This window comes from Micromonospora sp. NPDC050686 (assembly GCF_040654475.1).
Lineage (GTDB): Bacteria > Actinomycetota > Actinomycetes > Mycobacteriales > Micromonosporaceae > Micromonospora.
In genome coordinates this window covers 49,644-75,265 of record NZ_JBFAID010000031.1, presented here as the reverse complement: position 1 = coordinate 75,265, position 25,622 = coordinate 49,644, and the positions used below count along the sequence as shown (strand labels likewise).

Below are 25,622 nucleotides of genomic sequence, written 5' to 3'. Positions count from 1 at the left end.
ACGACGCATACGCCGGTTTACAGACACAGGGACACACACGTGATCTTCGCTGACACAGTCAGCGAAGATCACGGCCAGGTATCACAACACTTTCTCAGGCGTCGGCGTGGGCGGCCCGCCGGGTGTGCGGGACGGCACACCGTCCGGGCATCACACGCCTGGCCGTTGCCTCGTCTTCGGTGTGTGACCCGCAGAGAGGAACCAAAGCCATGAGAGTCCTGCTCGCCGGCGCCTCGGGCGCTGTCGGTACGCCGCTGACCCGCCAGCTCATCGCCGCCGGCCACGAGGTGGTCGGCATCAGCCGTAGCCGGACCAACGCCGAACGGCTGCGCAATGCCGGCGCGGAGGCCGTGGTCGCCGACGTGATGGACCGCGAGAACCTGCTCGCCGCCGTACGGGGCGTGCGGGCCGACGGGGTGATCCACGAGTTGACCGCGCTGGGCACGACGAAGATGCGGGACGCGCTTCAGGGCACGAACGCCCTGCGTACCACCGGGACCGCGAACCTGCTCGCGGCGGCCCGGGTGGTCGGCGCCCGCCGCTTCGTCACCCAGTCGATCGTGTTCGGGTACGGCTACCGCGACCACGGCCCGCACGTGATCACCGAGGACGACCCGTTCGGCGAGCCGGTGAGCGGCATGCTCGGGGGCGCCGTCGCCGCGATGCGCTCCGCCGAGGAGCAGACGTTCTCGGCCGACGAGATGGAAGGCGTCGTGCTGCGTTACGGGCTCTTCTACGGCCAGGACAGCATGACCAGCATGATCGTCAACCTGGTGCGCAAGCGCCGGTTGCCGGTGCCCTCGTCCGCCGGCTTCGCCACCTTCGTCTACCTGGAGGACGCCGCCGCGGCGACCGTGGCCGCGCTGGAGAAGGGGCGCGCCGGGCAGGCGTACAACATCGTCGACGACGAGCCGGTGCGCTGGGGGGACTACCTGGACACCCTCGCGGCCGCGTTCGGGGCGGGCCGGCCGTGGCGGGTGCCGAGCTGGCTGCTGCGGCCCATCCCGTACGTGCACGCGTTGATGACCACCTCGATGCGCGTCTCCAACGCGAAGGCCAAGCGCGAGCTGGGCTGGGCTCCGGCGGTGCCGACCTACCGCGAGGGGGTTCCGCTGATCGCGAGAGCGAGCCGCTGACCGTCGGTGCGGTGTGGACGGCGCACCACGGGATGCCCGGCTGACAACTCGTGTCGGAAGTGGCTGGACAGCGTAATTATACTGAGTATTATACCCGGTATTATTACGCTGGGTGGGGGGCCATGAGCATCAGACATGCGTTGCTGGCACTGCTGACCGAGGGAACGAAGTACGGCCTGCAACTGCGGCAGGAGTTCGAGGCCCGCACGGGTGAGGTCTGGCCGCTCAACGTCGGCCAGGTCTACACGACACTGCAGCGCCTCGAACGCGAAGGGCACGTCGCGTCCGACGAGACCGGGCGCGACGGCGCGCAGCGGCGGTTCCGGATCACCGCCGACGGCCAGCGGGAACTGGACCGGTGGTTGCGCACCCCGCCCGACGCCACGCCGCCACCGCGCGACGAACTCGTCATCAAGGTGCAGGTGGCGGTGCGCATGCCCGGCGTCGACGTACGGGAGATCCTTCAGGTCCACCGCCGGCGCCTGGTCGAGGAGATGCAGCGGTACACCCACCTCAAGGCCGAGGCGGACCCCGACGACATCGCGCTCGGCCTCGTCGTCGACGCGGAACTGTTCCGGCTCGAATCGGTGGTCCGCTGGCTCGACGCGGCCGACGCCCGGCTCCGCCGCCGACCGGCGCCGGCCGCGGGCGCGGCGCCCAACGAGCAGACCCGACCGGCCGGCCCCGCCGCCGAACCGGCGGGATCCGCGCCGGCACGCGAGCAGGCCCGCCGATGAGCGCCGTGTTGAGCCTGCGCCAGGTGTCCAAGGTGTACGGCACGGGCAACGCCGCCGTGCACGCGCTGCGGCAGGTGGACCTCACTGTCGGGGCGGGCGAGCTGGTGGCGATCATGGGCCCGAGCGGCTCCGGCAAGAGCAGCCTATTGACGATCGCCGGCAGCCTGGAGGAGCCGACCGACGGTGCGGCGCGGATCTGCGGCGACGACGTGTCGACCATGTCCGCCGACGCGCGGGCCCGGATGCGCCGCCGATCCATCGGCTTCGTCTTCCAGGACCTGAACCTGCTCGCCGGGCTGTCCGCCGTCGAGAACGTCGCCCTGCCGCTCGAACTCGACGGCATCGGCGCGCGGGCCGCCCGCGCCGCCGGGCTGCGCGTACTCGAGGAGTTGGGGCTGGCCGAGCGGGCCGCGCACTTCCCCGACGACCTGTCCGGCGGCGAACGCCAGCGGGTCGCGATCGCCCGCGCGGTGGTCGGCGACCGGCGGCTGCTGCTCGCCGACGAGCCGACCGGCGCGCTGGACTCGGCCAACGGCGAGGCGGTCATGCGGATGCTCCGCGCGGCCTGCAGGCGCGGGATCGCCGGGGTGCTGGTGACCCACGACGCGCAGCTCGCGTCCTGGGCGGATCGGGTGGTGTTCCTCCGGGACGGCCGGGTCGTCGACCAGACCGCGCCGTCGGTCGGCCCGGGCACCCTGCTCGCCGGGGACGTGACCCCGTGACGGCGACCGCCACCCCGCCGGCCGCCACCCGGCCGGCACCCCGCCGCGCCCCGGGCGGCGGCCTGCCGGCCCGCCGGGCCGTCATCCGCTGGGCGGTACGACTGTTCCGCCGCGAATGGCGCCAACAGGTGCTGACCCTCGCGCTGCTCACGGTCGCCGTCGCCGGGGCCACCTTCGCCGTCTCCGCGACCTACAACATGGCCGCGTCGAGCGACGCGACGTTCGGGCGCGCCGACCACCTGCTCCGGCTCGACGGCGGTGACCCGGCCGAGCTGGACTCCCGGCTCGCCGCGGCACGAGCGTGGTTCGGCACGATCGACGCGATCGGCCACCGCTACCTGGAGGTGCCGGGCCGGTTCGACCCGGTCGACGTCCGGGCCCAGGACCCGCACGGCGCATACGGCGCACCGATGCTGGCGGTGCGGCAGGGCCGGTTACCGGCCGGCGCCGGCGAGGTCGCGGTCACCGACGCGGTGGCGCGGACACTGCGGACCGGGCTCGGCCGGCTGGTCACCCTCGACGGCCACGACCGGCTGGTCGTCGGGGTGGTGGAGAACCCCAAGGACCTGACCGACGAGTTCGCCCTCGTCGACCCGGCGCACGCCGACCCACCACAAACCGTCACCGTCCTCGTCACCGGGAACCAGGCCTCCCTGGAGGCGTTCCGTGACACCCTCGACGGCCCGCTGGTGCGCGAGTCCCGGCCCGGCACGACCCGTACCGTGATCGCCGCCGTCACCCTCGCCCTGGCCACCGTCGGACTGCTGTTGGTGTCGCTCGTCGCCGCGGCCGGGTTCATCGTGGTGGCGCAACGCCGGCTGCGCCAGCTCGGCATGCTCGCCGCGATGGGCGCCACCCGCCGGCACCTGCGGCTGGTGATGCTGGCCAACGGGACCGTCGTCGGCGCGGTCGCGGCGGTGCTCGGCACCGCCATCGGCGTCGCCGCGTGGCTGGCCGTCGCCGGGCGGGTGGAGACGGCCGCCGGGCACCGCATCGACCGGTTCGACCTGCCCTGGCCGACGATCGGCGCGGAGATTCTGCTGGCCGTGGCGACCGCCACCGCCGCCGCCTGGTGGCCGGCGCGGGCCATCGCCCGTACGCCGATCATGAACGCGTTGTCGGCCCGGCCGCCCCGGCCCCGACCGGCCCGACGCACCGCCGCGGCCGCCGGGTTGCTGCTCACCGCCGGCGTCACCTGCCTGGTGCTGTCCGGCGGGAACAATCCCGTGCTGATCTCCCCGGGCACCGTCGCGACGGCCGTCGGGGTGCTCCTCGTCGGGCCGGCGGCGATCCGGCTGCTGGCGGCGGCGCGCGGCGGGATGCCGGTGGCCGTCCGGCTGGCATTGACCGACCTGGTCCGCTACCAGGCCCGGGCCGGCGCGGCACTCGCCGCAATCAGTCTCGCCCTGGGGATCTCCGTGGCCGTCGTCGCCGGCTCCGCCGCCGCCGAGTACCAGGCCACTCGGTCCGCCGGGCTGGGCAACCTGGCCGACAACCAGCTCCTGGTCCGCATCGACCGACCCAGCCCGGTGGTCCCGGTACGCACCCCGGCGGAACTGGCCGGCCTGCAGGCCCAGCTCGACACGATCGCCGGCCGGCTCGGCACGCCCACCGTGACCCCGCTCGACGCGGCGGTGGTCGAGTCGCACACGGACCCGGGCCAGCCCGGCGGCCGACCCGGCCACCCGGCAGTCGAGATCGGCGCGCCGGTCGCCGACAGCCAGCAACTGACGACCTACCCCCTCTACGTGGCCACCCCGGACCTGCTCCGGCTCTACCACCTCGACCCCGCGGCGGTCACGGCCGGCACCGAGGTGCTCACCGTGCGCACCGGGGCGCTCCAACTGGTGAACATCCCCGAACGCGGCGTCCACCCGAAGACCCAGGCGCTGCCCGACACCCGATACTCCTCGATGCCGAACTCACTGGTCACCGAGACCATGATGGCCCGCCACGGCTGGGCGCCCGCGCGGGTCGGCTGGCTCGTCGCGGCGGACCACCCCCTCACCGAACGGGAACTGACCACCACCCAGAACCTCGCCGCCAGCGCCGGCCTCACCGTCGAATCCCGCCGACAGCAAACCTCGCTCACCACGCTGCGGACCGGGGCGGTCGCCGCCGGCGCGCTGCTCGCCCTCGGCATCCTGGCCATGACCGTCGGCCTCATCCGCGGCGAGGCGGCCGGCGACCTGCGCACCCTGGCCGCGACCGGCGCACCCCGGCGGGTACGGCGCACCCTGACCGGCACGACCGCCGGCGCGCTCGCGTTCCTCGGCGCCTTTCTCGGCCTGGCCGGCGCGTACATCGGGTTGGTGAGCGTGCTGCACCGTGACCTCGGCGCGCTGAGCGGCGTGCCGGTCGCGCACCTGGCGGCGACGGTCGTCGGGCTGCCGGTGCTCGCCGCGTTCGCCGGGTGGCTGCTCGCCGGCCGGGAACCGACGTCGATGGGCCGCCGCAGGCTGGACTGAGGTCGTCGCGCCCGGTCGTACCCGGTTCGCTGGTGCCGCCGTCGGTGCGTACGGCGCTGCTGCCCGGGCAGGAGAGCAGCGACATCGCGATGCCGCTGGACGAGTTCGTGGGTGAGGTGGTCGGTTTGATCGAGGCGCAGCCGGACGCGACGGAGATCCAGGTGGAGCGGGTGAAGTTCCTCCGGTACGCGGAGGCGCGCGGCGACTACGACAAGGGGGTCGAGACGCTCAACGCCGCCGACCCGGACGGCAGATAGCCCCGACCGGCGCGCTCGACGGCCACGGCTTGCGGGGTCACCGGCGCGGATGGCACCGCGAGCCCGGCGGCGAAGATGTTCTCCGGGTCGTAGCTGGCCTTGATCCGCCGCAACGCCGTCCAGTTCTCTGGCGTGAACGCCGTCGACATGCGGGCCGGGTCGGCCAGGAAGTTGAGGAAGCTGCTGCCCAGTCCGGCGCCGCGCAGCGCCGCGGCGACCCGCGGCGACGGCACGGTGTCGAGGATGACCGACAGCGGGGCGTCGCGGTGGGCGGCGGCGCCGCGGTCGCGGGCGATCCGGCCGCCCCAGTGCCGGATCTCGACGGTCGCGTCGGGCTCGGCCACCAGCGCCGCCAGCAGGTCGTCGTCGAGGGCGCGGACCTGGTCGAAGGTACGGGCGAAGGTGCCGCCCATCGCCGCCTGCGCGTACTCGACGACCCGCATGCCGTTGTCGAGCGCCGGTCCGGCGGCCCGCCACAGCGGGGCCAGTAGCGCCCGGCCCCGGTCCGGGTCGCCGGTGTACAGGGCCTTCACGACGAGCTTCCCGTCGCGGGTGAGCAGCAGTGCCGTGCTGAGCGCGTCGGGCACCCGCTCGATCCACCGGCGGTAGAAGGCGAGGGTGTCGGCGGCCCGGTCCCGGCAAAAGGTGACCGCCCCGGCGTACACCCGGTCGACCGGGTGGAGGCGGAACTCCAGGGCGGTGACCACCCCGTAGGAGCCTCCGCCGCCGCGCAGCGCCCAGAACAGCTCGGGCTGCCGGTCGGCGCTGACCGTCCGCACGGTGCCGTCGGCGGTGACGACCTGCGCGCGCAGCACGCTGTCGGCGGCCAGGCCGTGCTCGCGGGCCAGCCAGCCCAGGCCCCCACCAAGCGCGTACCCGACCACGCCCACGTCGGGCGACGAGCCGGACAGCGGCGCCAGCCCGAACGGCGCGGCCGCGGCCAGCACGTCCCGCCAGCGGGTGCCGGCGGTCACCCGGGCGACCCGCCGGTCCGGGTCGACGTGGACCGAGGTCATCGCGCCGGTGTGCAGCAGCAGCGCGCCGTCGTGCGCGACGTGGGTGCCGTGGCCGGTGGCCTGCACGGCGAACGGCAACGCGTGGCGGCGGGCGGCCAGCACCGCCCGGCGTACGTCGGCGGGGCCGGCGGCCCGCACCACGACGGCGGGCCGCGGGTCGAGGTCGGGGTTGAGGGGCTTGCGGTGGGCGTCGTAGCCGTCGTCGCCGGGCCAGTAGACCGGGCCGTCCATGCGGAGTGTGCGTCGAATCGTCATGCCGGTGAGATCGGGGTGCGGTGCGGGATTCATCGATCCGGAACCGATGAGTTCGGCGGCGTCCCCCGGTCCTACCGGGATGAGCACGATCACCTTCGCGGTGCGCGGGTCGCTGGCCCGGGCGGACATCCCCGCGCTCTGCGCCGACCTGGCCGAGGTGCTGCGCGACCGGGACGGCGGCGTGGTGGTCTGCGACGTGACCGCGGTGGCCCGCCCCGACGTGGTGGCCGTGGAGGCCCTGGCCCGGCTGCTGCTGACCGCGCGGCGGCACGGCTGGCGGCTGGTGGTCAGCGGCGGCGGTGACGGGCTGCGCGAGCTGACCGACCTGCTGGGCCTGGCCGGTGCGCTAGGCGAGCCGGTCGGGCAGCCCGAACAGCGGGAACAGGTGGTCGGTGTCGAGGAAGTTGTTGACGCGCGCGATCCGCCCGGCTGAGGTCTCCAGCAGGATCAGCGCCCACGGGTGGAAGCCGGGGCCGTCGAGGTTGGGACGGTATTGTCCGAACGCCGGCAGCCCGTTCGCCGCCACCGGCAGCAGCCGGGAACCCCGGCATCCGCTGCCGGTGCCGGTCATCCAGGCGAGGATGTCGTCGTGGCCGCGCAGCCACAGCGGCACCGGCGGCATCGACAGCGTCGCGTCCTCGTGCAGCAGCGCGGTCAGCGCCGTCAGGTCGTACGCCTCGAAGGCCCGCACGTAGCGGGCGAGCAGCGTCTTCTGCTCGTCATCGAGGGGCTGGTACGCGTCGCCGCCGGTGTCGGCGGCGGCGAGGGTGGCCCGGGCCCGTTGCAGGGCACTGTTGACGCTGGCCACGGTGGTGTCGAGCAGCTCGGCCACCTCCTGCGCCGACCAGGCCAGCACCTCCCGCAGGATCAGCACGGCCCGCTGTTTCGGCGGCAGGTGTTGCAACGCGGCGACGAACGCCAACCGGACCGACTCGCGGCTGGCGACCACCTCGGCCGGGTCGCTGCCCTCCGGCAGGACCCGGCTGTCCGGCACCGGACCGACCCAGATCTCCTCGGGGCGTGGCTCCCCCGCGCTGGTCGCGGTGCCGGAACCGGCCGGGCCGAGGTCCATCGGGCGGACCCGGCGCTGCACGCTGGAGAGCATGGTCAGGCAGACGTTCGTCGCGATCCGGTAGAGCCAGGTGCGCAGCGCCGACCGGCCCTCGAACCGCTCGAAGCTGCGCCAGGCCCGCAGGAAGGTGTCCTGCACGGCGTCCTCGGCCTCGAAGGCCGAGCCGAGCATCCGGTAGCAGTAGCCGGTCAGCTCCGTCCGGAACGGCTCCAGGAGCGTCTCGACGGATGTGCTGGTCGCCGCTGTGCTGATCGGCAATCTGCTGGTCGCCACGTCACTCACGCCGCCAATCTAGCCCCCACCCCCGACAACCTGGGGCGGCGAAAAACGTGTCGCCGGCACCGATGAGTTTCCGGTGCCCGCCCGATCAACACGGATGTCAGCTAACGCACGACCCGAAGGAGCACCTGATGACCACCGCGCAGCAGACCGCCACCGGCGAGTACGCCGACGTCAACGGCGTCCACCTGTACTACGAGACGCACGGGCAGGGTCGCCCGATGATCCTGCTGCACGGCGGGCTCGGCTCCGGCGAGATGTTCGCACCGATCCTGCCCACCCTCGCCGGCCGGCACCAGGTCATCCTGCCCGACCTGCAGGGACACGGCCGCACCGCCGACGTCGACCGGCCGCTCGACCTGGCGCTGATGGCCGACGACATCGCCGCGCTCATCGACCACCTGGGCCTGGAGAAGCCGGACGTCGTCGGCTACTCCCTCGGCGGCGGCGTCGGGCTCCAACTCGCCGTCCGCCACCCCGAGAAGGTGGGTCGGCTGGTCAGCGCGTCGGCGCAGATCCGCCGCGACGCGACGTACCCGGAGATCCTCGCCCAGCAGGGCCAGGTGAACGCCGCAGCCGTCGAGTTCATGAAGGCCACCCCGATGTACGAGCTGTACCAGCGGGTCGCGCCCCGCCCCGAGGACTTCGGCGGGCTGCTCGACAAGATCGGCGCGGCGATGGCGCAGGACTTCGACTTCACCGAGGAGGTCCGCGGCCTGCGGGTGCCGACGCTGGTGGTCGCCGCCGACGCCGACCTGGCCCCGCCGAGCCACTTCGTCGAGGTGTTCAAGCTGCTCGACGGCGGGCTGCGCGACGGCGGCTGGATGGGCGAGGGCCGACCCAAGGGTGGACACGCCCTGGCCATCCTGCCCGGGCTCACCCACTACAACCTCTTCATGTCGCCGCTGTTCGCGGCCGTCGCCCTCGCCTTCCTCGACCAGCAGAGCTAAGGGCGGGGCTTGGGCACCTGCCGGTTGAAGCGGGGCCGCAGCGCCAGGACCAGCGCCTCCTTCGTACCCTCCGGGTGGTCGGTCTCCTGCCAGCGGATCTAGCACGACCATCGCCCGCCGCAGTCGGATCGGCGAGCCGGTACCTCTACGAATGATCCTCAGCAGCTGCTGACCCTCCTGGTCACCGAGCCGCCGAACGCGAACGGGTTCTGCCACCGCCACAGCCTGACCGCCACGGCTACGTCACCGTCTCCACCGACGGCGGCGCGACCTACACCGCGATCCCCGGCAACAAGACGGTCGACGGGCCGCTCGGCCCGGCGATCAACGGAACGACCACCGGGTTCGAGGCGCACTCGTACAACCTGTCCTCGTATGCCGGCAAGAGCATCCTGCTCGGCTTCCGCTACGTCAGCGACGGCGGCGTCAACGAGGGCGGCTGGCTGATCGACAACATTACCGTCGGCGGCACGACGATCAGCGATGGCAGCAGCCTCGCCCCGTTCGACTCACCCACGGAGATCAAGCCGATCAGCGTGCACAACTGGAACGTGCGACTGATCGGCATCGACGAGCGGCACTCGATGACGCGGCAGGTCGAGTTCAACCGCAAGTCCAGCCTCACGCTCAGCCGCGGACAGCTGGCCCTGCTCAGCCCGTTCGAAAAGGTCGTCGTCGTGGTCGCCTACGACGAGCCGACCGAGCAGGTCAACCAGTACGCGCCCCAAAAAGCTGAAGGTCAACACCGCCCGAGCAGGCCGTCGCAGTCAGCCCAGCGGTGGTCGAGCAACGACTCGAGCACGAACGCGTCGACCGGGCGGCGGCGCCGCCGCGCCCAACGGTCGAACCGCCGCACCAGCCGGTCGCGGGCGGAGACGAAGATCTGGTCCGGTGCCGAGGTCTACACCATCCGCATGACGGCCGACACTACCGGGCGGAGCGCGCGAGACGTAGAACTCGTAGCGTGCGTCCACCCGCCCTTCGTTCCAGCTTCCAGGATGGGCGTGGCGAACTCGGGAGTGAACTCGACGACGTCGCCGGGGAGGGTGCACTGCGTCTGGTCGTCGAGGGTGGCGCAGCCAGCGGGGACGACCGGCGGGTGGTTGAGGAACTCCAGCGGCAGGGTGGCCTCGGTCTGCCGGTTCCGTACGCTGCCCGACCAGGTCAGCTTCCCGGTCAGGGCCCGGTTGCTGTTGGCGTCGACGACGAAGTTGACCTCGGCCGGATCGGTGGTGGGCTCGCTGAGCAGCTTCCCGCCGAACAGCCCCAGCCCGACCGGGTCGCCGGGGTAGAGCTGGCTGGCGGTGAAGGTGAAGAAGGAGGCGTTGACCCCGGCCAGGGCGCCGGAGGCGCGGACGGGTTCGGAGGTCTTCTCGACCTGGCTCAGGTCCGGGCCGTACGTCGCCTTCAGGTGCCCGCGGGCCTGGCTGGGGTCGATGGTGAGCACGTTGACCACCCACGGGCCCCGGTGGTGGTGTTGATCTGGTCGGCCGGTGCCGGCTCGCTGCCCCGCTCGATCCGGGTCAGGGTGACGCCGTCGGCCAGGGCGCGGCTGCTGCGTACCTCCGACAGGTCGGCGTCGCCCAGCGGAAGGGTGTCGCCGGCGGCTTCGGCGCGGGCCCCGGGAACGACGCCGAGAGCCACCGCGGCCAGGAGGGCTGCCGCGATGGCCCCGCCCCGGCGGAAGCGGGAGAGGGCAGGAGTAGAAGCGGTCATGCCCGTGACCCTGGCGGCGCCACGGAGCCAGGTACCCGACGCCACTTGACACCGGGGCGAATTGTGGTGAAAGGACTTACCCGATAGGAGGCGGTGGTGGGCGGCATGGACAAGCCGATCGGCTACTGGCTGAAGCACCTGCACAACCTGATCGAGGAGCAGTTCGGCGCGACGCTGGGCGACCTCGGCCTCGACCGCCGGCAGTGGCAGATCCTGAACCTGCTCTCCGGCGGAACGCGCAGCCGCAGCGAGATAGAGCAGGCGCTCGCACCGTTCTGGCCGGATGGCATACCCCAACTCGACGCCGCCCTCGGCGGCACCGACGGCCTGGCCACGCCCGGATGGGTGAGGTACGACGGCGACGCGCTCACCTTGACCGAGCAGGGGCGCGCGGTGCAGGGCAGGGCGGCCGAACGCGTCGGCGAGACGCGGCGGCTGCTGCTGCGCGGGCTCACCTCGGAGCAGTACGCCGAGACCGTCCGAATCCTGTCGGTCATGGCCGGCCACCTCGAGGCGGCGTTGGCAGGCCGCGCGGCGGGCAGCAAATAGGACTGACGCGCCTGCGGCCCGTACCTCGGCCGACAGGAGCCGCCGCGTTTTCAGTGGCGCTACTTCGGCACCTGCCGGTTGAAGCGCGGCTTGAGGGCCAGGACCAGGGCTTCCTTCGTACCGTCTGGGTTGTCCGTCTCCTGCCAGCGGACCTCGCGCCGGCCCAGCCAGTCGGCGATGTCAACGGCGGACGCCTCGTGGCCGGGCTTGTCGAGGAGCTGGCCAACCTGCTCGTGCAGCACCGACGAGTCCCGGTTGCCCGTCAGGTGTTGCCTGAGGCGGTTGCGGAGGTTTCCGGTGTAGCCGACGTAGACGACCGTGCCGCGGTCGAGGACCACATGCACGCCGGGCGAGGTGGGAGCGCCGTCGGCGGCTTCCATCGTGTACGGCTGGGGAGGCGTGAAGTTCGCCAGAAGATCTTCGACGTCGAGCATCCCCGGACGGTACCGGTGTCAGTCCTCTCCCGTGGTCCCGCACGATCCGGGGTGTCTGTCGCGGAGCCGGCAGCGCCGGCCGCCATCGAGCCGGGCATCGCACCAGACCCGGTGACGGAGGTGTTGGGTGTCCTCCTCGCTGAGGGTCGTCTCGCCGAAGTCGAGGGCGGGGACGTGGCCGAGGGAGTCGCACAGCGCGGCGGCCAGGTCGGCGGCGGCGGCGACACTGGTCAGGGTGGTGGGCAGGTGGATGATCCAGCGAGGTGCGGTCATCGCTGCCACCGGTTGTTGGGTGACCAGTCCGGGTCCGTGAAGCGGCAGCCGGCGTGGCGGGTCTGCCACTGGCGCAGGGCCTGGCGGATGCGCTCGGCCTCCGTGTTGGCCGTGGTCAGCTCACGGTGAAGGCGGTCGAGCTCGTCGGCGAGCTGGTTGAGGTAGGCATGGACCTGGTCGGGGTCGAGGCCGCGCCAGCGGGTGTCGAAGGCGGCGGCACGGACCTGGTGCGATTGCAGGCGGTCCCCGGTCACGTAGATCACGGTTGACCCGCTGTCTGTTTGGTGATCAGAACCTCGATTTCGCGCTCGCGCAGTCCGCGGCGGATCAGGACTTGGCGGCCCCAGCGGTGCAGGCGGCAGGGGTGCGGGGCGCGGTCGTTGCGGCAGCGCGGGCCGTCGGGCCACTGCTCGGCGGCGTGCACGGTGACGGCCCTGACGGCGAAGGTGACGTCTTCGGCGGTGACGTAGGGCGGTAGGGGTAGTTCGCCCAGTATTTCGTCGATCGAGTCCATGACCCTCCCTGGTCGGATGGTTGCGGCACCGAGGCGGGCGGGGACGACCGGTACGACCGCGCGTCCGTACCGACCGGAGCCCAGCACCCACCCCGGGCCTGCCTGCTTCTCCCGCCGCTGCCTCACGGCCGGTATCCGTCTTCTCTGCTCGTGCCTCGGTCCGTGCAGCGGCTGCGGCGGAAGAGTCCGGGACGTCGGAGCAGCGCGCTGACCAGCACAGACTCGGGTCATCCAGCTGGCCGAAGCGACTGCTGCTCCGACGAAGGATCCACCGCAGTGCCTAGCTGGGGTGTTTCCTCACCTTCGCACCATACCGTCATTGCTGGTAAAGTCAACGTTGCCCTTGAAGTCCTCCCGGCTCCCGTGATCAGATGTGTGGGCCTAGCTGGGAGTACTTCGCATGCCCGCACGAAAGTTCGAGCCGCACTACCGGCGGATCATCGCCGACATCAGGGGGCGCATCGCCTCAGACGAGTGGCCTCCCGGCCACAAACTGCCGTCCACAAAGGCGCTTGCCGAGATGTACGAGGTCGGCAGCCAATCGACAGTCCGCCAAGCCATCACGATCCTCATCGAGACGGGTGAGCTGCACGGCCACCAAGGCCTAGGCGTCTTCGTCACCGATCGAGACAAGTCGTCCAGAGAATGAGCGACGGCAGAGAACCTACCGTCGACGGGGCGTGAGCGCCTGATCAGTTGCATCGAACGACCGCCGCTCGGTCCACATCGGAACCGTCGCGACGGCTGACCTCACGCAGAACGCAGGCCTCGCCCGGCGCCGAACCATCGTCGTCCAACTAGCCAGGCGGGGTAGTCGACCTTACCGGGACGCTCGGGGTACAGGCGTCGGGCCGCAATCCAGAAATGCGGTCTAGGTCGTCGTAGTCGGCAAGCTGGGTGCGCAGGAACACCCTACCGGCGTGCGCGTCGAAGGGGATATTGCATGCGGAGTTAGGCGAACCGGAAGAGCTGGCGATTGGCAAACATCCTTCCGTGCCGTCCCGCGCTTCCCCCCAACCCCAGGCGTACTCGCCCTAGCGCGCAGCGCCGGGTTACCGTCGGCCAGCAAGCAACGAGGGCGCAGTACTGCTCAGGCACGGCGGGCAGGAGCGGGCCGAGATGCTGGCGGGTGAGGTCCAAACGGGCGGAAAGGCTCGCTGCAAATCAGCACGTAGGCCATCACTTGTGAGCGTGTCGGTATTCGTCGTGGCGGGGCTTCCAATCGCCGTTGAGCCAGGACACGAACCGGTTCGCCCTGCTGACGTATGACTCGACTGTCTCCTCTGCCATATTGGCGTCCCGTATGACGCGTTCGTACCGTTCTACCTCGGCACGCAACTGCTCGGTCGTCCATGTACGTCCGCTCATGGCAATCCCGTCCCTTTCTGGCTCTGCAACGACCCAGGACACGCCTCTCACCAGCGCGCCATATTAGTCTGACACCATCGGGACGAGCGTGTCCTGGGGTTCTCAGGATGCCGTAGCCCGGTTATGTGCGTACGGCTGCTCCCCACGTTGATGGCTTAACGTAGGCGCTGTGCGGGCTGGGCCGCGGGTAAGACCGCGCGGACTACCCCAGTCCGGTGTCGACGCATGTCGTTCACCGTCCGCACCGGCATCACCGCCGACTACCGCGCTCATCATCCCTTCGAGTGCCCGCGGGCTCGCAGGGCTCGCAGGGCTCGGCGGATGCGGGCGTTGACCGGCTCGATGGCGTTGGTGGAGCAGGCGACGGTGCGGATCTCGCGTCGAAGGCCAGGAACGGCACGAACTCCGCCCAGGCCTGCTCCCACAGCCGGACGATCGCCGGATACTTCTCGCCCCAGGCCTCGACGAACTCAACAAGCGGGGCTCGGGCCGCTGATTCGGTGGGTGCGGTGTCGACAGCTCGCCCGGTCGTAGCCGGCTTCCTCCAGCATCCGGCGCATCGCCAGGACGTACACAGCCGCCTGGATCGCGGCGGCCGCCACCTTGCCGGGGTCGGCCCGCCCGTCGATGACCGCGAAGGACTTGATCTCCACGACGTGGAACCGGCCGGCGTGCTGGAACGCGATCAGATCCGGCTCGAGGTAGGCCTGCTGACCCGCGACCTCGAGCCGCAGCAGCGGGTGGTCGAAGAGGGTCCCGGCGCCCACGGCCTGGGCGGCGGCCGAGCAGGGCGCGCGACCGGGCGTACCGGAGGTCCTGGCTCTCGTGGCCTGCGACCGACTTCAGGTCGTCGTAGGCGATCTCCGGGATGTGCAGGTTGAGCAGCAACCGCAGCAGCTCGGCGCAGCCGTTTGCCTTGACCTGGGCCTCGAAGGCGTTGCCTCGGGTGATGGCGAACTGGGACTCGCCGAACCGGGCCGGGTAGTCGATGTAGGCGGCCAGGCGCTGCTTGTCCAGGCCAGCGCAGTCGAGAACGGCTCGACGGGCGCATCCAGGGTTGCCGGTGAGGGCGCCGATCGTACGGGCATTGTGCCGAGCGGGTTCGACCTCACCCCGGATCACCGCCAGCCGCTAGCCGATGCTCGTCATGCCGTCCCCCTGATGACGCGCAGCCGGCTGCCGAAAAGCTGCTCGGCCCCGTCCATCTGCCGGCGGGCACGCTCGGCCGCCGCTTCCCGCTGCGATCGGTCCTCCGCAGCGTGCATGTCGAGCTCGGCCTGCGCGGCCTTGATGACGACGGCCGGGTCCACAAACTCGTACCCCTCGGCTGCACCCGGGATCGTGGTCGCGAACCGCCGGAGGAGGCGAGCGACGCCGGCACATTCCTCCCGGATACGTGCAGCCTGCTCGGCGACCTTGATGGTAGCGGTCAGGAAATCGACACGAGGGCTCAGCGGCCCGATGATGCGCCGCTCGAGCGGCCAGGTAGAAACGGCGAGCAGGCCGCGGGCCGGCGCCAGGTGATCGGCGGTCAGCGCTGAGCAGAGGTAATACGGGCGGGAGTGCCGTGCGGTGCGGAAGGAGCGCTCCTCGTCGCGGCGCAGGTGGGTCAGCCTGCCCGCGGCGAGACCGGTCGCGGCCGAGCCGAAGAAGGCGCCGTGCACCTCGGCGATCAGCTTTGGTGCGGCAGGGGCCGATAGCAGAGTGAGGGCGTGGTGGACCTGTTCACGCACCGACACCAGCGGGGCGTCGGGTTCCGACGGCTGAGCCTCGACATCGGCGTCGTCGGCGAGGTCGGTGAGGACCTGCTCCCAGGAGCGCTCGGCGCCTCGCAGCTCGGCACGCAGCGCCCGGGCTCGAGGCTGGTCGCGCGCGATGACGGCCCGACGAACCGACGCTCGGAGGTCGTCAATCCGACGCTCAAGGTTCTCTATGGACTCAGCCACGAGAGGCATGCTACAGGTTTCCAGTGTTTTCCAGCAATCCCCCATCCTCCGGATTGTTTGCCGTGCGTCAACATACCTACGGTGGCGTCTGGAAGGGAGAGCCAAATGGCTGGGGACCAGTCCCTACTCGACCAGGTTTTCGAGCGGCTAGCCGAGGACAACGTCGCCGACGAGGTGGTGGACCTCGTGCTCGGGGCCTACGTCGGCAATGCTGCGCTCGATGCCGTTCTCAGCGGGGAGCCGGCGGACCTGCCGGAGCGCGACCCGTCTACGCGGCCGCGTCCGCAGCCGCTCTTCCTGGAGTCGGTCACCGTCGCGGGCTTTCGGGGGGTCAGTCCACAGCAGAGGTTGCGGCTGCAGCCCCACACCGGGCTCACCCTGGTCATCGGGCGGAACGGTTCCGGTAAGTCGAGCTACGCCGAGGCCGTCGAGCTCGGCCTCACCGGCAACAGCGCCCGCTGGGCCGACCGCAACAGCGTCTTCAAGGACGGCTGGCGCAAACGCACTGCGGGTCGCCCTGCGAGGTCGAGGTGCTGCTCCGCGCCGAGGGCGCCAAGACCCCGATTCGCGTACGGCGCACGTGGCGCGACGACCACACGCGAGCCGACCAGGGAATCGGCAGCATCCTGCTACGGGACACGGTGGCAACGGTCATCAGCGACCTCGCGGCGGCGCGGGCCGTGGAAGGTTCTCAGGAAACGGGGAGCTACTAACGATGCTTGACGACGAGAGCATCTTGCGCGTCGCTGCGGCCGCCGGTGGTCGGGCAGAGTCGCTCACGGGGCCTCGGCCGAGAACGGGTCAGCCGATGACCCTGGTTGACGAAGCAAACACTCCCATGTTAGGACGCTCGTCCATACAGGGGTCGGTCCCGTGTCGCCCCCGAGGGTGCCTCCGTCATCGACCATCTGCTGTTGTCAGTGCCGTGAGCTATGACGCCACGAGGAGCGAGAGGAGGACGGCGTGACTGACGACCTCGTGGTGACATCCCGGCCCGCAGAATGCTGGCTAGACGCCTTTCCATGGTTGGAGGCAGTCGCTGCTAAGGACGGCCCGGCAGGACCGCTCTCACCGTGGTGGCGCCAGCCGATCGACCCCCCGGGCAGCGAGTACCGGAGACGGCAACTGGCTCAGATCTCGGATCTCGCCCTCGAGCGGCTCGGCCGCTGGACGATTGGTCAGATCTTCCCCGGGTTGCCAGCCGAAACGTGGCTGGAGGGGCTACCACTGACGACTCGTGCCCGCAACGCGCTCGGTCGGTTCGGGTACCGAACAGCCTCCGATCTCCAAGGCATCGAGCTGACCGACATCCTCGATTGGCACCAAGTCGGGGCTGGCACAGTCGACTGCATCCTCCAGGCCCTTGCCGACGCGGCCACCGGGACTGCTGCACCCCTCCTGCTGCCAGTGGGGGGACCTGACGCACCCACCCACGGGGCCAGCGCCGCAAGAAGTGCCGTGCCTCCAACGTGGACGATGTCACTAATCGAGGATATCCAGCTCGTGGCCAGCTGGCTCGTGGCGCTCGGCGTCCCGGAGGAATCACTCCTCGGCACTGCGTTAAGGGCGGGGACACCGCCAGAGATCGCCAAGGCGCGGCAGCGTATTGAGCGGCTCAGCGCCGGAGAGGTCCTGGACGACGAGCAGGTCGGGCTGGACGCCGCCGAGCTCCTTGAGCGCGAGATAACGGCACTAGACGGCCGGGCACAGGAGATCCTCGCCAGACGGTTCTTCGCCGATGCTCCCGAGACCCTCGACGAGCTCGGTAGGGCGATGGGGGTAACCCGGGAGCGAGTGCGACAGATTGAAGCCAAGGCGCGAGCCAACATGGTGGAGGCGCTTCAGCCAAGCAAACCGCTGGAACTGATCGGCGCGGCTGCTCGCGAACTCATCGGCACGGTGCTGCCGCTGAATAGCCTGCTCGATTTGCTGCCCGCCTTGGCCCGGACTGTCGATTCGGTACAGCAGCCCGCGTGGCGGGTGCTCGACCGGTTGGACGATGCCTACGAGATTGAGGACGGCTGGTGCGTTTCCCCCACGATGGTGGCGGCACAGACCACAACGCAGACCCGGCTTTTGGAACTCGCCAACCCCCACGGCGTTGTTCGGCTGATAGACATCGATGAGCTCAACCCCAATGTGCCGGCCGATAGTCAGCAGGATGCGTTAGTCGCCTGGCTGCGCCACTGCGGATACACGGTCGACGGCGAACACGTCCTCACCCGGACGCAATCGGTTGGCGACTGGGCTGGGGCGATCCTGTCCATCGTCGGCTCGCCGATGTCCTCACAGGAACTGCTGGACCGGTTCGCTGTCCGGCGAAGCGTGGGGTCACTTCGGAACGCCATGTCTATCGACGAGCGCTTCGAGCGAGTGGATCGGGACCGCTGGGCGCTCGCCGAGTGGGGGTTCGCCTCATACACGGGTATCCGGGCTCTCGTCCGTGAAGAGGTCGCTCGTGCCGGCGGCCAGGTGCCGATGGAGACGCTGATCGAGCGCATCACCGGGACCTATAGCGTCACGGCCAACAGCGTGGTGGCTTACGCTAGCGCAGCGCCCTTCGAATCTCGGAACGGGATCGTGCGCCTGGCTGGATCGGACCCGTCCATTCGCAAGACTCCGGAGCGCACGCGGCGGCTGTACCGCCGGGGCAGCCGCTGGCTCTACCGCATTCGTGTCACGAAGGACCATCTCCGCGGAAGTGGTTCGGTCGCCCCCATGGCGATCGCCAGCATCCTGGGCCTTCAGTTTGGCCAAACGCGGCTGCTTGAGACACCCCTCGGTCCGCAGTCGATCAACTGGACGGGGAACCAACCAGCGTTCGGCACCATCCGACGATTTCTGGTCGCCGACGACATCGAGACTGACGGCGACCTGTTCCTGGTGATAGGCGACGACGGCACTTTCGGGATTGAGCCGGTGCGACCGCTCACGGGCGATTCCCTCGGAGACGCTCTTGCGCTTGTCGGCGCGAAGGAGGGCTCCGAGAGGCCCAGAGCCACGCTCGCGGTTGCGATCGGCCTGCCAGCGGAGTCGCCGGTTTCAAGCGTCATCGGCGGCTACCGCGAACGCGGCGACACCGAGGTCGCGGACTTGCTGGTGAGGGCGCGAACAGCGCTGGAGGATGGCGTAGCGCCGTCGCGGCAGGTGCGCGCTGCTGAGATAAACGACATCTTGGATCTGCTGTGAGTACGGCTGAACAACGTCGGCCCGGGCTTCGATCCCTCGACATCGCAGGTCGGTACCGAAGCGACCAGGAGGACGTGGTCAAAGGCTTCTACGTACCGGCTCTGTCCGTCGCTACCAGCTACAGCCGGGCGGTCGGTTACTTCACGTCAACCAGCATGGCGTTGTTTTCGCGCGGTATCGAGCGGTTTGCGCAAGTGGGCGGCACTATGCGCCTGATCGCGTCGCCGCACTTGGACGCCGACGACATCACTGACATTGAGCGCGGCTACGACCTCCGGGCGGTAATTGAGCGGGCGGCGCTGCGATCGCTGGAGCAGGAAGCGCCTGAAGCCGTCCTCGACGGGCTTGGCGTCGTCGGGCGGCTCATCGCGGAAGGTTGCCTCGACATCAAGCTCGCCTTCGTAGAGCATGCGGGGCGCATCGGCGTCTACCACGAGAAGATCGGCGTATTCCGGGACGCAATCGGGGATCTGATCGCCTTCACCGGAAGCGCCAACGAGACGCTCGGGGGACTGCTGGCGAACTTTGAGTCGATCGAGGTCTACTCGGGCTGGGTTCCCGGGGACGGCGCACGCGCCCTACGCATCGAGGCTGACTTCGACGATCTGTGGTCTGACCGGACCAAGAACCTGCGAGTTGAGCCCTTCCCGGATGTTGCCCAGGAGCGACTGATCGAGATTGGGCGGAGCAGGCGGGCGGGCAGGCTGCCGGCACGGGACGACGCGCTCACCCCGCCCCCGCCTGCCGAGGCCAGCCCCTCACCGCTTGCCATTCCCGCATCCTTGACCGTTCGTGACTACCAGCGAGAGGCCGTGGAGGCCTGGCTCAGGAATCAGGGCCGAGGCATTCTCAAGATGGCGACGGGCACGGGCAAGACCAAGACCGCCATGACAGCGGCCTGTCAGCTTGCCGGTGTGCTCAGGCAACGGGAAGACCCGCTAGTCGTGCTCATCTTGGCGCCGCTGCAGCACCTCGTTGACCAATGGATCACGGAGGTCGAGTTCTTCGGTGTTCGGCCGGTTGCCGTGTATGAATCCAGTCAGCGCTGGCTTCCTGTCGTAGAGGAACAGCTGGCCTCGGCACGGATGGGTCAACGGCCGGTGGTCGTCATGGTAGCCACGAACGCCTCGTTCGCCGGGGAGCGCTTTCAGTCGGTACTGTCGCGGATCAGCTCCCCGCTGCTCGTAATCGCGGACGAGGCGCACAACTTGGGTTCTTCGACCTACCGCGCATCGTTGCCCCCAAATGCCACGTATCGGCTGGCCCTGTCAGCAACGCCTGAGCGTTGGTTCGACGACGAGGGGACCGACGCCCTCATCGACTACTTCGGCGCGGTTGTATTCGAACTGGGCCTCGGCGAGGCAATCGCGATGGGTGCTCTCTGCCGGTACCGCTACGTGCCTCGCTTAGTGGAGCTGACGGAGGAGGAGACCGGGCGATACGTGGACCTGACCACGCAGATTGCCAAGAGGCTGGCAGCAGGTGACAGCTTGGAAGCCCGCGACTCCGACTCACCCATCGGGTACCTGCTGCGGCAGCGGGCCAGTGTTCTCGGCCACGCCGAAGGCAAGGTTGCTCTCCTGCGGAGCGACCTTCAGGCGCGCCGCGACCTCTGGTATCAGCTGGTCTACTGCGCCGAAGGGCGGCGTCCAGTGGAGCCCGGCGATCTTCCCGGACCGAACCAGGTAGCCGAGATCATGAACGTGGTTGGCAACGATCTTGGTCTGGCGGCGCACTCCTATGTGGCCGATACCCTACGTCCCGAGCGACGGGTCCTGCTTCGCCGCTTCGGTACCGGCACTGACCTACGTGTCCTGGTCGCCATGCGCTGCTTGGATGAAGGCGTCGACATTCCCGATGCACGCGTTGGATACCTGCTTGCGAGTAGCAGCAACCCGCGACAGTTCATTCAACGGCGGGGCCGAATCCTGCGGCGCGCACCCGGCAAGGACACGGCCGAGATCATCGACTACATAGCCATCCCGCAGGCCGGCGCGCCGATCAACTTCGACGTCGAGCGCAAGCTTCTGATTCGCGAGCTGGAGCGGGCGAATGAGTTCGGCAAGCTTGCCGAAAACTACGAAGCAACCCTCGAAGTCCTGCGCCCCTTGAAGGAGCAGTACCAGCTCATGCATTTGTGAGAAGCAACACCCCCGGAAGCGCCAAATGAAGGAGCAGTAGGTGAGCACGGCCAATAGGACCGAGCAAGACGTGCTTCAAGATTTAAGCGATGAGGAGCGCGCGCTTTTGAAGCGAGTATTGGAGATCGAGCGGGCGCGGCTGCACGTTCGGGCCGCCGATCTCACAGACGACTTGGTGGGCGCGGTCAAGGAGATCCTGCCATGAGACTCCATGCAATCAAGCTGACTAATTTCCGACAGTTCAGCGGAGAGCAGAGCTTCGAGCTGCGCTCCGACTCACTCAAACCGGTCTCCTTGCTGTTCGGGGCCAACGGTGCAGGCAAGACCACGCTCCTGAACGCGTTCACCTGGGCGCTCTATGGTCAGATGTCGGATGACGTCGAAGAGCAGGATCGCATGGTGACCGACACCGTCTGGCGATCTCTGCCTATTGGCGACACCACGCAGGTCGCAGTCGAGCTGGCCTTCGATCATGAGGGACACAACTATCGGCTCCTGCGGCGCGCGGACGTCCGGAAGCTGTCTGACGAACAGCAGCGACCGTCGCCCGGGGTGCAGCTGTGGGAGACACGGACGGACGGTTCGTCAGAGATGGTGGGCGCACCACAGGAACGGATCTACAGCATCTTGCCGCGTGGCGTAAGCCGTTTCTTCTTCTTCAACGGGGAACGTATCGAGAAGCTCGTCCAGAAGGGGGCATACAGCGAGGTTCAGCACGACATCAAGGCGCTGCTGGATCTGGAGCACGTTGAACGGGCTATCGCCCATCTGCCGAAAGTCGACCGGCGCTTGACGGCCGACCTCAAGAAGTATGGCGGGGAGAAAGCCAGTGCGATTCAGACAGCGATCGATGATCTGCGCGAGCGCGAGAGCTCTGCCCGCGATGAGCTCCGGGTACTGGAGGACGCCCTGGCGACCCTCAACGAGGAGCGGGAAAGCGTCACCGAGCTGCTTCGCCAACATGCCAGCGTGGCCCCGATCCAGAAGCAGCGCGACGCGGTCCAGACTGAGCTGGATGAGGCACGCGCCGCTCTAAAACTAGCCCAGGGCGAACGCGCATCCCTAGTCGCCTCCCGCGGGTTCCTGGCCTTCACGAACGAGCTCGCCACCGCGACCAGCGCTATGGCCGCCACCCTTTACCAGAAGGGCGCCCTGCCGGCGCCGCTGAAGCGCGAGTTTGTCGACCAACTGATCGAAGACGGGCGCTGCATCTGCGGGACACCGCTCGCAGAGCATGGCGATGCCCTTAGAAACGTTCGCGACTGGCGGCAGCGCGCCGGGCTGCAGGCTGTCGAGACGGCGTGGCAACAGCTGAGTGGCCAAATGGCTCCGCTCTCCGGTGCACGGCTGGAGCTTCAAGAGTCGTTGCAGACGATTATCAAGCGGATCTCGACCGAGCGCGATCGGGTTGCCCGCCTCGAGGAGCAGATGTCGGAGCTGGATGGTCAGCTCAAGGATAGCCGCTTGGAAGACGTGCAGCAGCTCGAGAACAAGCGGCTCGACCTCGACAGCCGTATCGGGGTGAAGCGGGAGCGGATCGGGTCGGTCAAGTCATCGCTGGAGCAGACCCAAAAAGACATCGTCCAGAAGACAACGGAGCGCAGCAAGGCTGAGGTCACTGACGAGTTGGCCGCCAAGGCCCGTGCCCGTTCGGACCTCGTCCAGTCAGTCCGCCGTGCGCTCGAAGAGATTCTGGCGATTCGCTCGGAGGACATGCGCAAACGACTTGACGCCGAGCTCAAGAGCGTCTTCGGCCAGATTACAATCAAGCGCTACATGCCGCGGCTCAGCGAGGGCTTCGAGCTCACGCTCTATCAGGATGTCGACGGTGTCGAACTGCCCGTACCGAAGTCGACCGGCGAGAACCAGATCCTCAGTCTGTCGTTCGTCGCCGCCGTGTCGAAGCTGGCTCGCCAGATCCGCAAGGAACGGCGAGCCGAAGGCCACCTCTCGGAGGATGGCGGCACCTACCCGATTGTCATGGACGCGGCATTCGGAAGCTTGGACCAGAACTACCAGCGGGAGGTATCCCGCGCCCTGGCTCAGATGGCGCCGCAGTTGGTGGTGCTTGTCAGCAAGAGCCAGGGCCTGGGCCACGTGGTCGGCGAGCTGATGCCATACGTCAACCACCTCGGCGTCATCGTCACCCACACCACCGCAAAGGGCGACCTTTCCGACGACATCGAGCTGGACGGCATCGCCTACCCGTACATCCGCTCATCGGCAGACGCCGACCGAGCCGAGCTGAAGGTGATCAAGTGACAGCTCTCATCAGCGACGTACGAGTGCGGCGCCCGCAGCAGCATGAGGCGTTGATGGCCGAACTACGGGACGAGGCATCGTTCTCCACCTTCCGTGACATTCTGCTGTACGCGGCCGCCGTCGGCGTTTACTTCCAGCGCCGCGTCTCGTTCAGTGCTGCGGCCGGTGACCCAATCCGCTACGAGACACTGACCGCGCCGACATTCTCGGAAGCACTCATCGGCATGATCGCGGCGAACGAATTAGCCGAGGACCCGGAGATCATGGACAGCTTCCGACTCGAGGAGCGCATCACCATCTTCGAGGAGTACGCCAACGGCGGACTGGAGTACATCCAGGAGCAGGTCAACGTGCGCCACCAGACCGCAAGTCTGGTCGTCATCACGCTCGTGACCGAGGCGCTGTCCGCCAGTGGGGGGGCGAAGCCGGTCTCGGTCGACGAGCTGTTAGGCGGTGTTAGCTGGTAGCAGTTGTCCTAGCCGGCGTCAGCCTTCCTCAGCTGGACGGCGCACGAGCCGGTGCCCTCGAAGCTCGACGTGCGCCCCGGCCATAGTCGCTTGCCACCCCCGGAGCGTGCCGATGCGTTCCGGGTGCTCGTACAACCCTGCGCGCTGCTCCGCGCGCGTTAGCCGTGAGTACAGCGCCCGGCGCGGGTCATCAGTTCCGATGAACTCCTCCTTGCGATGTAGCAGCGGAGGGTTATCCGAACGGGTGTAGTCGCGCCAATCGACGGTTAGCTTGCGAAGGTTCACCGTGACCGCCGCAGCTAGGGTCGGGTGAGGGTCTCGGTCGAACCGGGGGTAGGCGAGGTAGGAGACTTGAGGCTGGGTCACTGACAGCTTGATGAGGTTCGCACCGTCGACCGTTCCGGTCAGCGCGCGTGCGCATCCCTCGTATACCTGCAGCACGGGAGGTAGCTCTGCCAAGGCCGAACGGTGCACGTACAACGCGGTGGGTGTCTGCTTGCCGATCGGCGAGCTCCGGGCGGTAACGAAGATCATTGCGGGGTCCCCGCAGGCTAGGAGGAGTCGGTCCGCCTGGACACATGCCGACTGGTAAGTCCCGAATAGCGCTCGGATGTCGCCTGCGAGGGTCGTTCCGAGCTGGCTGAAGCGTGGCCGGCGACCAAAGCGCGACAGCGCGATGTAGATGAGCAACTCTGCCCGCCGCTGGTTCGTAACGCGCTGCCAGTACGCATCATCCGTAACCTGCCGGATCAGACGGATGGCGCGACCCAGGCTGCCAAGCGAGTCCTGAATGGCCAATTCCTGGTCCGTCGGCAGCTCTCCTGGACGCGGCGGACGAGCGTGGTCGCTGAGGAAGGCAAGAACTGGAGCAAGCCGCTCCCGATGCTGCTCGTAGGTGGCATGCGGATCGATGCTGACCCGCGGTCGGTAGCGGTAGACACGGTTGGCCAGGAACTGTTGAGCACGCGCAGAGTCACGGAAGACGTAGAAGACACCCGGAGCGGCCGCATGTGGCTGTACATTCAGCGTCTGCTCGATCCAGGTCGCTAGCTCCGCCTGCTCATAGAACTTCTGAAAGGTCCCGGTCTTAGTCACCAGCCCGTCTGCGAGCGGCCGGCCGACTAGATCCCGCGCATCCCAAGTCAGTCGAGAGGAGACGATCAGCACCTGGCGGGCCAAGTCCCATGCGCTACGCAGTGCCTGTGCACGTTCATCGACACGCTCAATGACGTTGATGACATAGCCGAGATTCACGACGTCAGCAGGTCTACGGTCAGCCTGCGGTCGATGGCTCGGATCCCAGCCGTCGACGTCGTAACCGAGCGACTCCAAGTTACGAACGTCGTCTCCCCGACCGCATCCATAGTCGAACACGGTCACGCCGGGGCCCAGGAGCTGGTCGCCGAGCGCCGTAACTAGCGGCCGCGACAGAGCAGAACGGCTCATCGCTGTGCGATGACGCGCCACTGCAGTGGTCATGCGGTGGCGGATTCAGCAAGGGCTAGGCGCGCGAGCCCGGCAAGATCCATCACTTGGGCATCGCCGACGAGATACCCGATGCCGCGGTGCAAATGCAGCCGAAACTGCTGCGCCAAGGTCTCCTCGTCCAAGGCCAACCCGTCCTGATGGCATCTGTAGCGCATCAGCGCCCACAGGGCATCACCAAACTCACCGGCGAAAACCCGCCATGTCATCTCGACGCTGCTATCGAGAACCAGCCTGATCGTGGGGGGCGACGCCGGCTCAGCGAGCGACCGGCACAGAGCCCACCGGCACAGGACGTTCCAATGGGTTATGCCGGTGCGACGCTTGAGAGTGATCAGCTGGTCGCGGGCCGGCTGCGACAGCCGGATGTGCTCGATGGTCATCGG

At 68.9% G+C, this 25,622-nt stretch carries 26 protein-coding genes and 3 pseudogenes; 16 read left to right on the top strand and 13 right to left on the bottom strand.

The genetic code is table 11. The features are described from left to right. Positions 1–209: 209 nt before the first annotated feature. From AB0H57_RS20115 to AB0H57_RS20095, 5 genes are all read left to right on the top strand, one after another. Positions 210–1,136, top strand: a complete 927-nt coding sequence (locus tag AB0H57_RS20115; protein ID WP_357508528.1) for an NAD(P)-dependent oxidoreductase — start codon at positions 210–212, stop codon at positions 1,134–1,136. Positions 1,137–1,258: 122 nt separating this feature from the next. Further along, on the top strand, positions 1,259–1,873 hold the full coding sequence (locus AB0H57_RS20110) for a PadR family transcriptional regulator (protein ID WP_357508526.1): 615 nt from the start codon (positions 1,259–1,261) through the stop codon (positions 1,871–1,873). After that, positions 1,870–2,595, top strand: coding sequence for an ABC transporter ATP-binding protein (locus AB0H57_RS20105; protein ID WP_357508524.1), 726 nt, complete (start codon positions 1,870–1,872; stop codon positions 2,593–2,595). Before AB0H57_RS20110 ends, AB0H57_RS20105 begins: the two co-directional genes overlap by 4 nt. Next, positions 2,592–5,063 carry an FtsX-like permease family protein gene (locus tag AB0H57_RS20100; protein ID WP_357508522.1) on the top strand — a complete coding sequence of 824 codons (2,472 nt, stop codon included), beginning with the start codon at positions 2,592–2,594 and terminating at the stop codon, positions 5,061–5,063. Before AB0H57_RS20105 ends, AB0H57_RS20100 begins: the two co-directional genes overlap by 4 nt. A 32-nt stretch (positions 5,064–5,095) precedes the next feature. Then, entirely contained in the window at positions 5,096–5,320 is a 225-nt protein-coding gene (locus AB0H57_RS20095; protein WP_357508520.1) for a hypothetical protein, read from the top strand. Here AB0H57_RS20095 and AB0H57_RS20090 read toward each other — a convergent pair. Then, positions 5,269–6,591 (bottom strand): FAD-binding oxidoreductase, encoded by a 1,323-nt coding sequence (locus AB0H57_RS20090; protein ID WP_357508518.1) that lies wholly within the window; start codon positions 6,589–6,591, stop codon positions 5,269–5,271. The genes AB0H57_RS20095 and AB0H57_RS20090 overlap by 52 nt on opposite strands. A gap of 79 nt (positions 6,592–6,670) precedes the next feature. Here AB0H57_RS20090 and AB0H57_RS20085 point away from each other — a divergent pair, with 79 nt between their 5' ends. Further along, a complete protein-coding gene (locus AB0H57_RS20085; RefSeq protein ID WP_357508516.1) occupies positions 6,671–7,024 on the top strand; it encodes an STAS domain-containing protein in 354 nt (117 codons plus the stop codon). On the opposite strand, the gene AB0H57_RS20080 is transcribed toward AB0H57_RS20085, so the two are convergent. Beyond that, positions 6,938–7,936 (bottom strand): sigma-70 family RNA polymerase sigma factor, encoded by a 999-nt coding sequence (locus tag AB0H57_RS20080; RefSeq protein ID WP_357508536.1) that lies wholly within the window; start codon positions 7,934–7,936, stop codon positions 6,938–6,940. The genes AB0H57_RS20085 and AB0H57_RS20080 overlap by 87 nt on opposite strands. Before the next feature lie 137 nt (positions 7,937–8,073). Between AB0H57_RS20080 and AB0H57_RS20075 the strand changes: the two genes are divergently transcribed. Then, positions 8,074–8,892 carry an alpha/beta fold hydrolase gene (locus tag AB0H57_RS20075; RefSeq protein WP_357508514.1) on the top strand — a complete coding sequence of 273 codons (819 nt, stop codon included), beginning with the start codon at positions 8,074–8,076 and terminating at the stop codon, positions 8,890–8,892. A 209-nt stretch (positions 8,893–9,101) separates the two neighbouring features. Then, a pseudogene (locus AB0H57_RS20070) lies at positions 9,102–9,296 on the top strand (hypothetical protein); the annotation flags it as partial. Positions 9,297–9,298: 2 nt separating this feature from the next. Here the strand turns inward: AB0H57_RS20070 and AB0H57_RS20065 are convergent. Continuing rightward, complete coding sequence (locus AB0H57_RS20065; protein WP_357508512.1) at positions 9,299–9,517, bottom strand: hypothetical protein; 219 nt, start codon at positions 9,515–9,517, stop codon at positions 9,299–9,301. A 381-nt stretch (positions 9,518–9,898) separates the two neighbouring features. Then, positions 9,899–10,545, bottom strand: a pseudogene (locus AB0H57_RS20060) (phosphodiester glycosidase family protein); the annotation flags it as partial. 159 nt (positions 10,546–10,704) lie between these two features. Here AB0H57_RS20060 and AB0H57_RS20055 point away from each other — a divergent pair. Beyond that, positions 10,705–11,157, top strand: coding sequence for a hypothetical protein (locus tag AB0H57_RS20055; RefSeq protein ID WP_357508510.1), 453 nt, complete (start codon positions 10,705–10,707; stop codon positions 11,155–11,157). 59 nt (positions 11,158–11,216) lie between these two features. Here the strand turns inward: AB0H57_RS20055 and AB0H57_RS20050 are convergent, their stop codons facing one another. From AB0H57_RS20050 to AB0H57_RS20035, 4 genes are read right to left on the bottom strand one after another with little or no spacing between them, the layout of a single operon-like run. Further along, entirely contained in the window at positions 11,217–11,591 is a 375-nt protein-coding gene (locus AB0H57_RS20050) for a GIY-YIG nuclease family protein (RefSeq protein WP_357508508.1), read from the bottom strand. Between the two features lie 18 nt (positions 11,592–11,609). Further along, positions 11,610–11,864, bottom strand: coding sequence for a hypothetical protein (locus AB0H57_RS20045; RefSeq protein ID WP_357508506.1), 255 nt, complete (start codon positions 11,862–11,864; stop codon positions 11,610–11,612). After that, positions 11,861–12,127, bottom strand: a complete 267-nt coding sequence (locus AB0H57_RS20040) for a DivIVA domain-containing protein (RefSeq protein WP_357508504.1) — start codon at positions 12,125–12,127, stop codon at positions 11,861–11,863. The genes AB0H57_RS20045 and AB0H57_RS20040 overlap by 4 nt, the downstream gene beginning before the upstream one ends. Next, positions 12,124–12,378, bottom strand: coding sequence for a hypothetical protein (locus tag AB0H57_RS20035; RefSeq protein ID WP_357508502.1), 255 nt, complete (start codon positions 12,376–12,378; stop codon positions 12,124–12,126). Before AB0H57_RS20035 ends, AB0H57_RS20040 begins: the two co-directional genes overlap by 4 nt. Before the next feature lie 400 nt (positions 12,379–12,778). Between AB0H57_RS20035 and AB0H57_RS20030 the strand changes: the two genes are divergently transcribed. Further along, a complete protein-coding gene (locus tag AB0H57_RS20030; protein WP_357508500.1) occupies positions 12,779–13,027 on the top strand; it encodes a winged helix-turn-helix domain-containing protein in 249 nt (82 codons plus the stop codon). 1,003 nt (positions 13,028–14,030) lie between these two features. On the opposite strand, the pseudogene AB0H57_RS20025 reads toward AB0H57_RS20030, so the two are convergent. The 3 genes and pseudogenes from AB0H57_RS20025 to AB0H57_RS20015 all read right to left on the bottom strand — a co-directional run. Further along, positions 14,031–14,269 (bottom strand): annotated as a pseudogene (locus tag AB0H57_RS20025) (transposase); the annotation flags it as partial. Continuing rightward, positions 14,217–14,513: a hypothetical protein gene (locus tag AB0H57_RS20020; protein WP_357508498.1), complete on the bottom strand. Its 297-nt coding sequence runs from the start codon at positions 14,511–14,513 to the stop codon at positions 14,217–14,219. The pseudogene AB0H57_RS20025 and the gene AB0H57_RS20020, both read right to left, overlap by 53 nt. A gap of 378 nt (positions 14,514–14,891) precedes the next feature. After that, positions 14,892–15,701 (bottom strand): hypothetical protein, encoded by an 810-nt coding sequence (locus AB0H57_RS20015; protein ID WP_357508496.1) that lies wholly within the window; start codon positions 15,699–15,701, stop codon positions 14,892–14,894. A gap of 96 nt (positions 15,702–15,797) precedes the next feature. Here AB0H57_RS20015 and AB0H57_RS20010 point away from each other — a divergent pair, with 96 nt between their 5' ends. From AB0H57_RS20010 to AB0H57_RS19985, 6 genes are all read left to right on the top strand, one after another. Beyond that, on the top strand, positions 15,798–16,415 hold the full coding sequence (locus tag AB0H57_RS20010) for an AAA family ATPase (RefSeq protein ID WP_357508494.1): 618 nt from the start codon (positions 15,798–15,800) through the stop codon (positions 16,413–16,415). A 240-nt stretch (positions 16,416–16,655) separates the two neighbouring features. After that, positions 16,656–18,881 (top strand): sigma factor-like helix-turn-helix DNA-binding protein, encoded by a 2,226-nt coding sequence (locus tag AB0H57_RS20005; protein WP_357508492.1) that lies wholly within the window; start codon positions 16,656–16,658, stop codon positions 18,879–18,881. 74 nt (positions 18,882–18,955) lie between these two features. Next, positions 18,956–21,022 (top strand): DEAD/DEAH box helicase family protein, encoded by a 2,067-nt coding sequence (locus AB0H57_RS20000; protein ID WP_357508490.1) that lies wholly within the window; start codon positions 18,956–18,958, stop codon positions 21,020–21,022. Between the two features lie 40 nt (positions 21,023–21,062). Then, positions 21,063–21,227 (top strand): hypothetical protein, encoded by a 165-nt coding sequence (locus AB0H57_RS19995; RefSeq protein WP_357508488.1) that lies wholly within the window; start codon positions 21,063–21,065, stop codon positions 21,225–21,227. Then, the gene (locus tag AB0H57_RS19990; protein WP_357508486.1) at positions 21,224–23,284 is read left to right on the top strand and encodes an AAA family ATPase; all 2,061 of its coding nucleotides are present in this window, start codon (positions 21,224–21,226) and stop codon (positions 23,282–23,284) included. Before AB0H57_RS19995 ends, AB0H57_RS19990 begins: the two co-directional genes overlap by 4 nt. Further along, positions 23,281–23,751, top strand: a complete 471-nt coding sequence (locus tag AB0H57_RS19985) for a DNA phosphorothioation-associated protein 4 (protein ID WP_357508484.1) — start codon at positions 23,281–23,283, stop codon at positions 23,749–23,751. The genes AB0H57_RS19990 and AB0H57_RS19985 overlap by 4 nt, the downstream gene beginning before the upstream one ends. An 18-nt stretch (positions 23,752–23,769) precedes the next feature. Here AB0H57_RS19985 and AB0H57_RS19980 read toward each other — a convergent pair whose 3' ends face one another. Both AB0H57_RS19980 and dndE read right to left on the bottom strand, forming a co-directional pair. After that, a complete protein-coding gene (locus AB0H57_RS19980; RefSeq protein ID WP_357508482.1) occupies positions 23,770–25,230 on the bottom strand; it encodes a DNA phosphorothioation-associated putative methyltransferase in 1,461 nt (486 codons plus the stop codon). After that, positions 25,227–25,619 carry a DNA sulfur modification protein DndE gene (gene dndE, locus AB0H57_RS19975; protein ID WP_357508480.1) on the bottom strand — a complete coding sequence of 131 codons (393 nt, stop codon included), beginning with the start codon at positions 25,617–25,619 and terminating at the stop codon, positions 25,227–25,229. The genes AB0H57_RS19980 and dndE overlap by 4 nt, the downstream gene beginning before the upstream one ends. Positions 25,620–25,622: the final 3 nt, after the last annotated feature.

Bases quoted from the DNA above. Each gene is read 5' to 3' on its own strand.
- AB0H57_RS20115 (WP_357508528.1), top strand. From the start codon at position 210: ATGAGAGTCCTGCTCGCCGGCGCCTCGGGCGCTGTCGGTACGCCGCTG.
- AB0H57_RS20110 (WP_357508526.1), top strand. From the start codon at position 1,259: ATGAGCATCAGACATGCGTTGCTGGCACTGCTGACCGAGGGAACGAAG.
- AB0H57_RS20105 (WP_357508524.1), top strand. From the start codon at position 1,870: ATGAGCGCCGTGTTGAGCCTGCGCCAGGTGTCCAAGGTGTACGGCACG.
- AB0H57_RS20090 (WP_357508518.1), bottom strand. From the start codon at position 6,591: ATGACGATTCGACGCACACTCCGCATGGACGGCCCGGTCTACTGGCCC.
- AB0H57_RS20085 (WP_357508516.1), top strand. From the start codon at position 6,671: ATGAGCACGATCACCTTCGCGGTGCGCGGGTCGCTGGCCCGGGCGGAC.
- AB0H57_RS20075 (WP_357508514.1), top strand. From the start codon at position 8,074: ATGACCACCGCGCAGCAGACCGCCACCGGCGAGTACGCCGACGTCAAC.
- AB0H57_RS20050 (WP_357508508.1), bottom strand. From the start codon at position 11,591: ATGCTCGACGTCGAAGATCTTCTGGCGAACTTCACGCCTCCCCAGCCG.
- AB0H57_RS20045 (WP_357508506.1), bottom strand. From the start codon at position 11,864: ATGACCGCACCTCGCTGGATCATCCACCTGCCCACCACCCTGACCAGT.
- AB0H57_RS20035 (WP_357508502.1), bottom strand. From the start codon at position 12,378: ATGGACTCGATCGACGAAATACTGGGCGAACTACCCCTACCGCCCTAC.
- AB0H57_RS20030 (WP_357508500.1), top strand. From the start codon at position 12,779: ATGCCCGCACGAAAGTTCGAGCCGCACTACCGGCGGATCATCGCCGAC.
- AB0H57_RS20015 (WP_357508496.1), bottom strand. From the start codon at position 15,701: ATGCCTCTCGTGGCTGAGTCCATAGAGAACCTTGAGCGTCGGATTGAC.
- AB0H57_RS20010 (WP_357508494.1), top strand. From the start codon at position 15,798: ATGGCTGGGGACCAGTCCCTACTCGACCAGGTTTTCGAGCGGCTAGCC.
- AB0H57_RS19990 (WP_357508486.1), top strand. From the start codon at position 21,224: ATGAGACTCCATGCAATCAAGCTGACTAATTTCCGACAGTTCAGCGGA.
- AB0H57_RS19980 (WP_357508482.1), bottom strand. From the start codon at position 25,230: ATGACCACTGCAGTGGCGCGTCATCGCACAGCGATGAGCCGTTCTGCT.
- dndE (WP_357508480.1), bottom strand. From the start codon at position 25,619: ATGACCATCGAGCACATCCGGCTGTCGCAGCCGGCCCGCGACCAGCTG.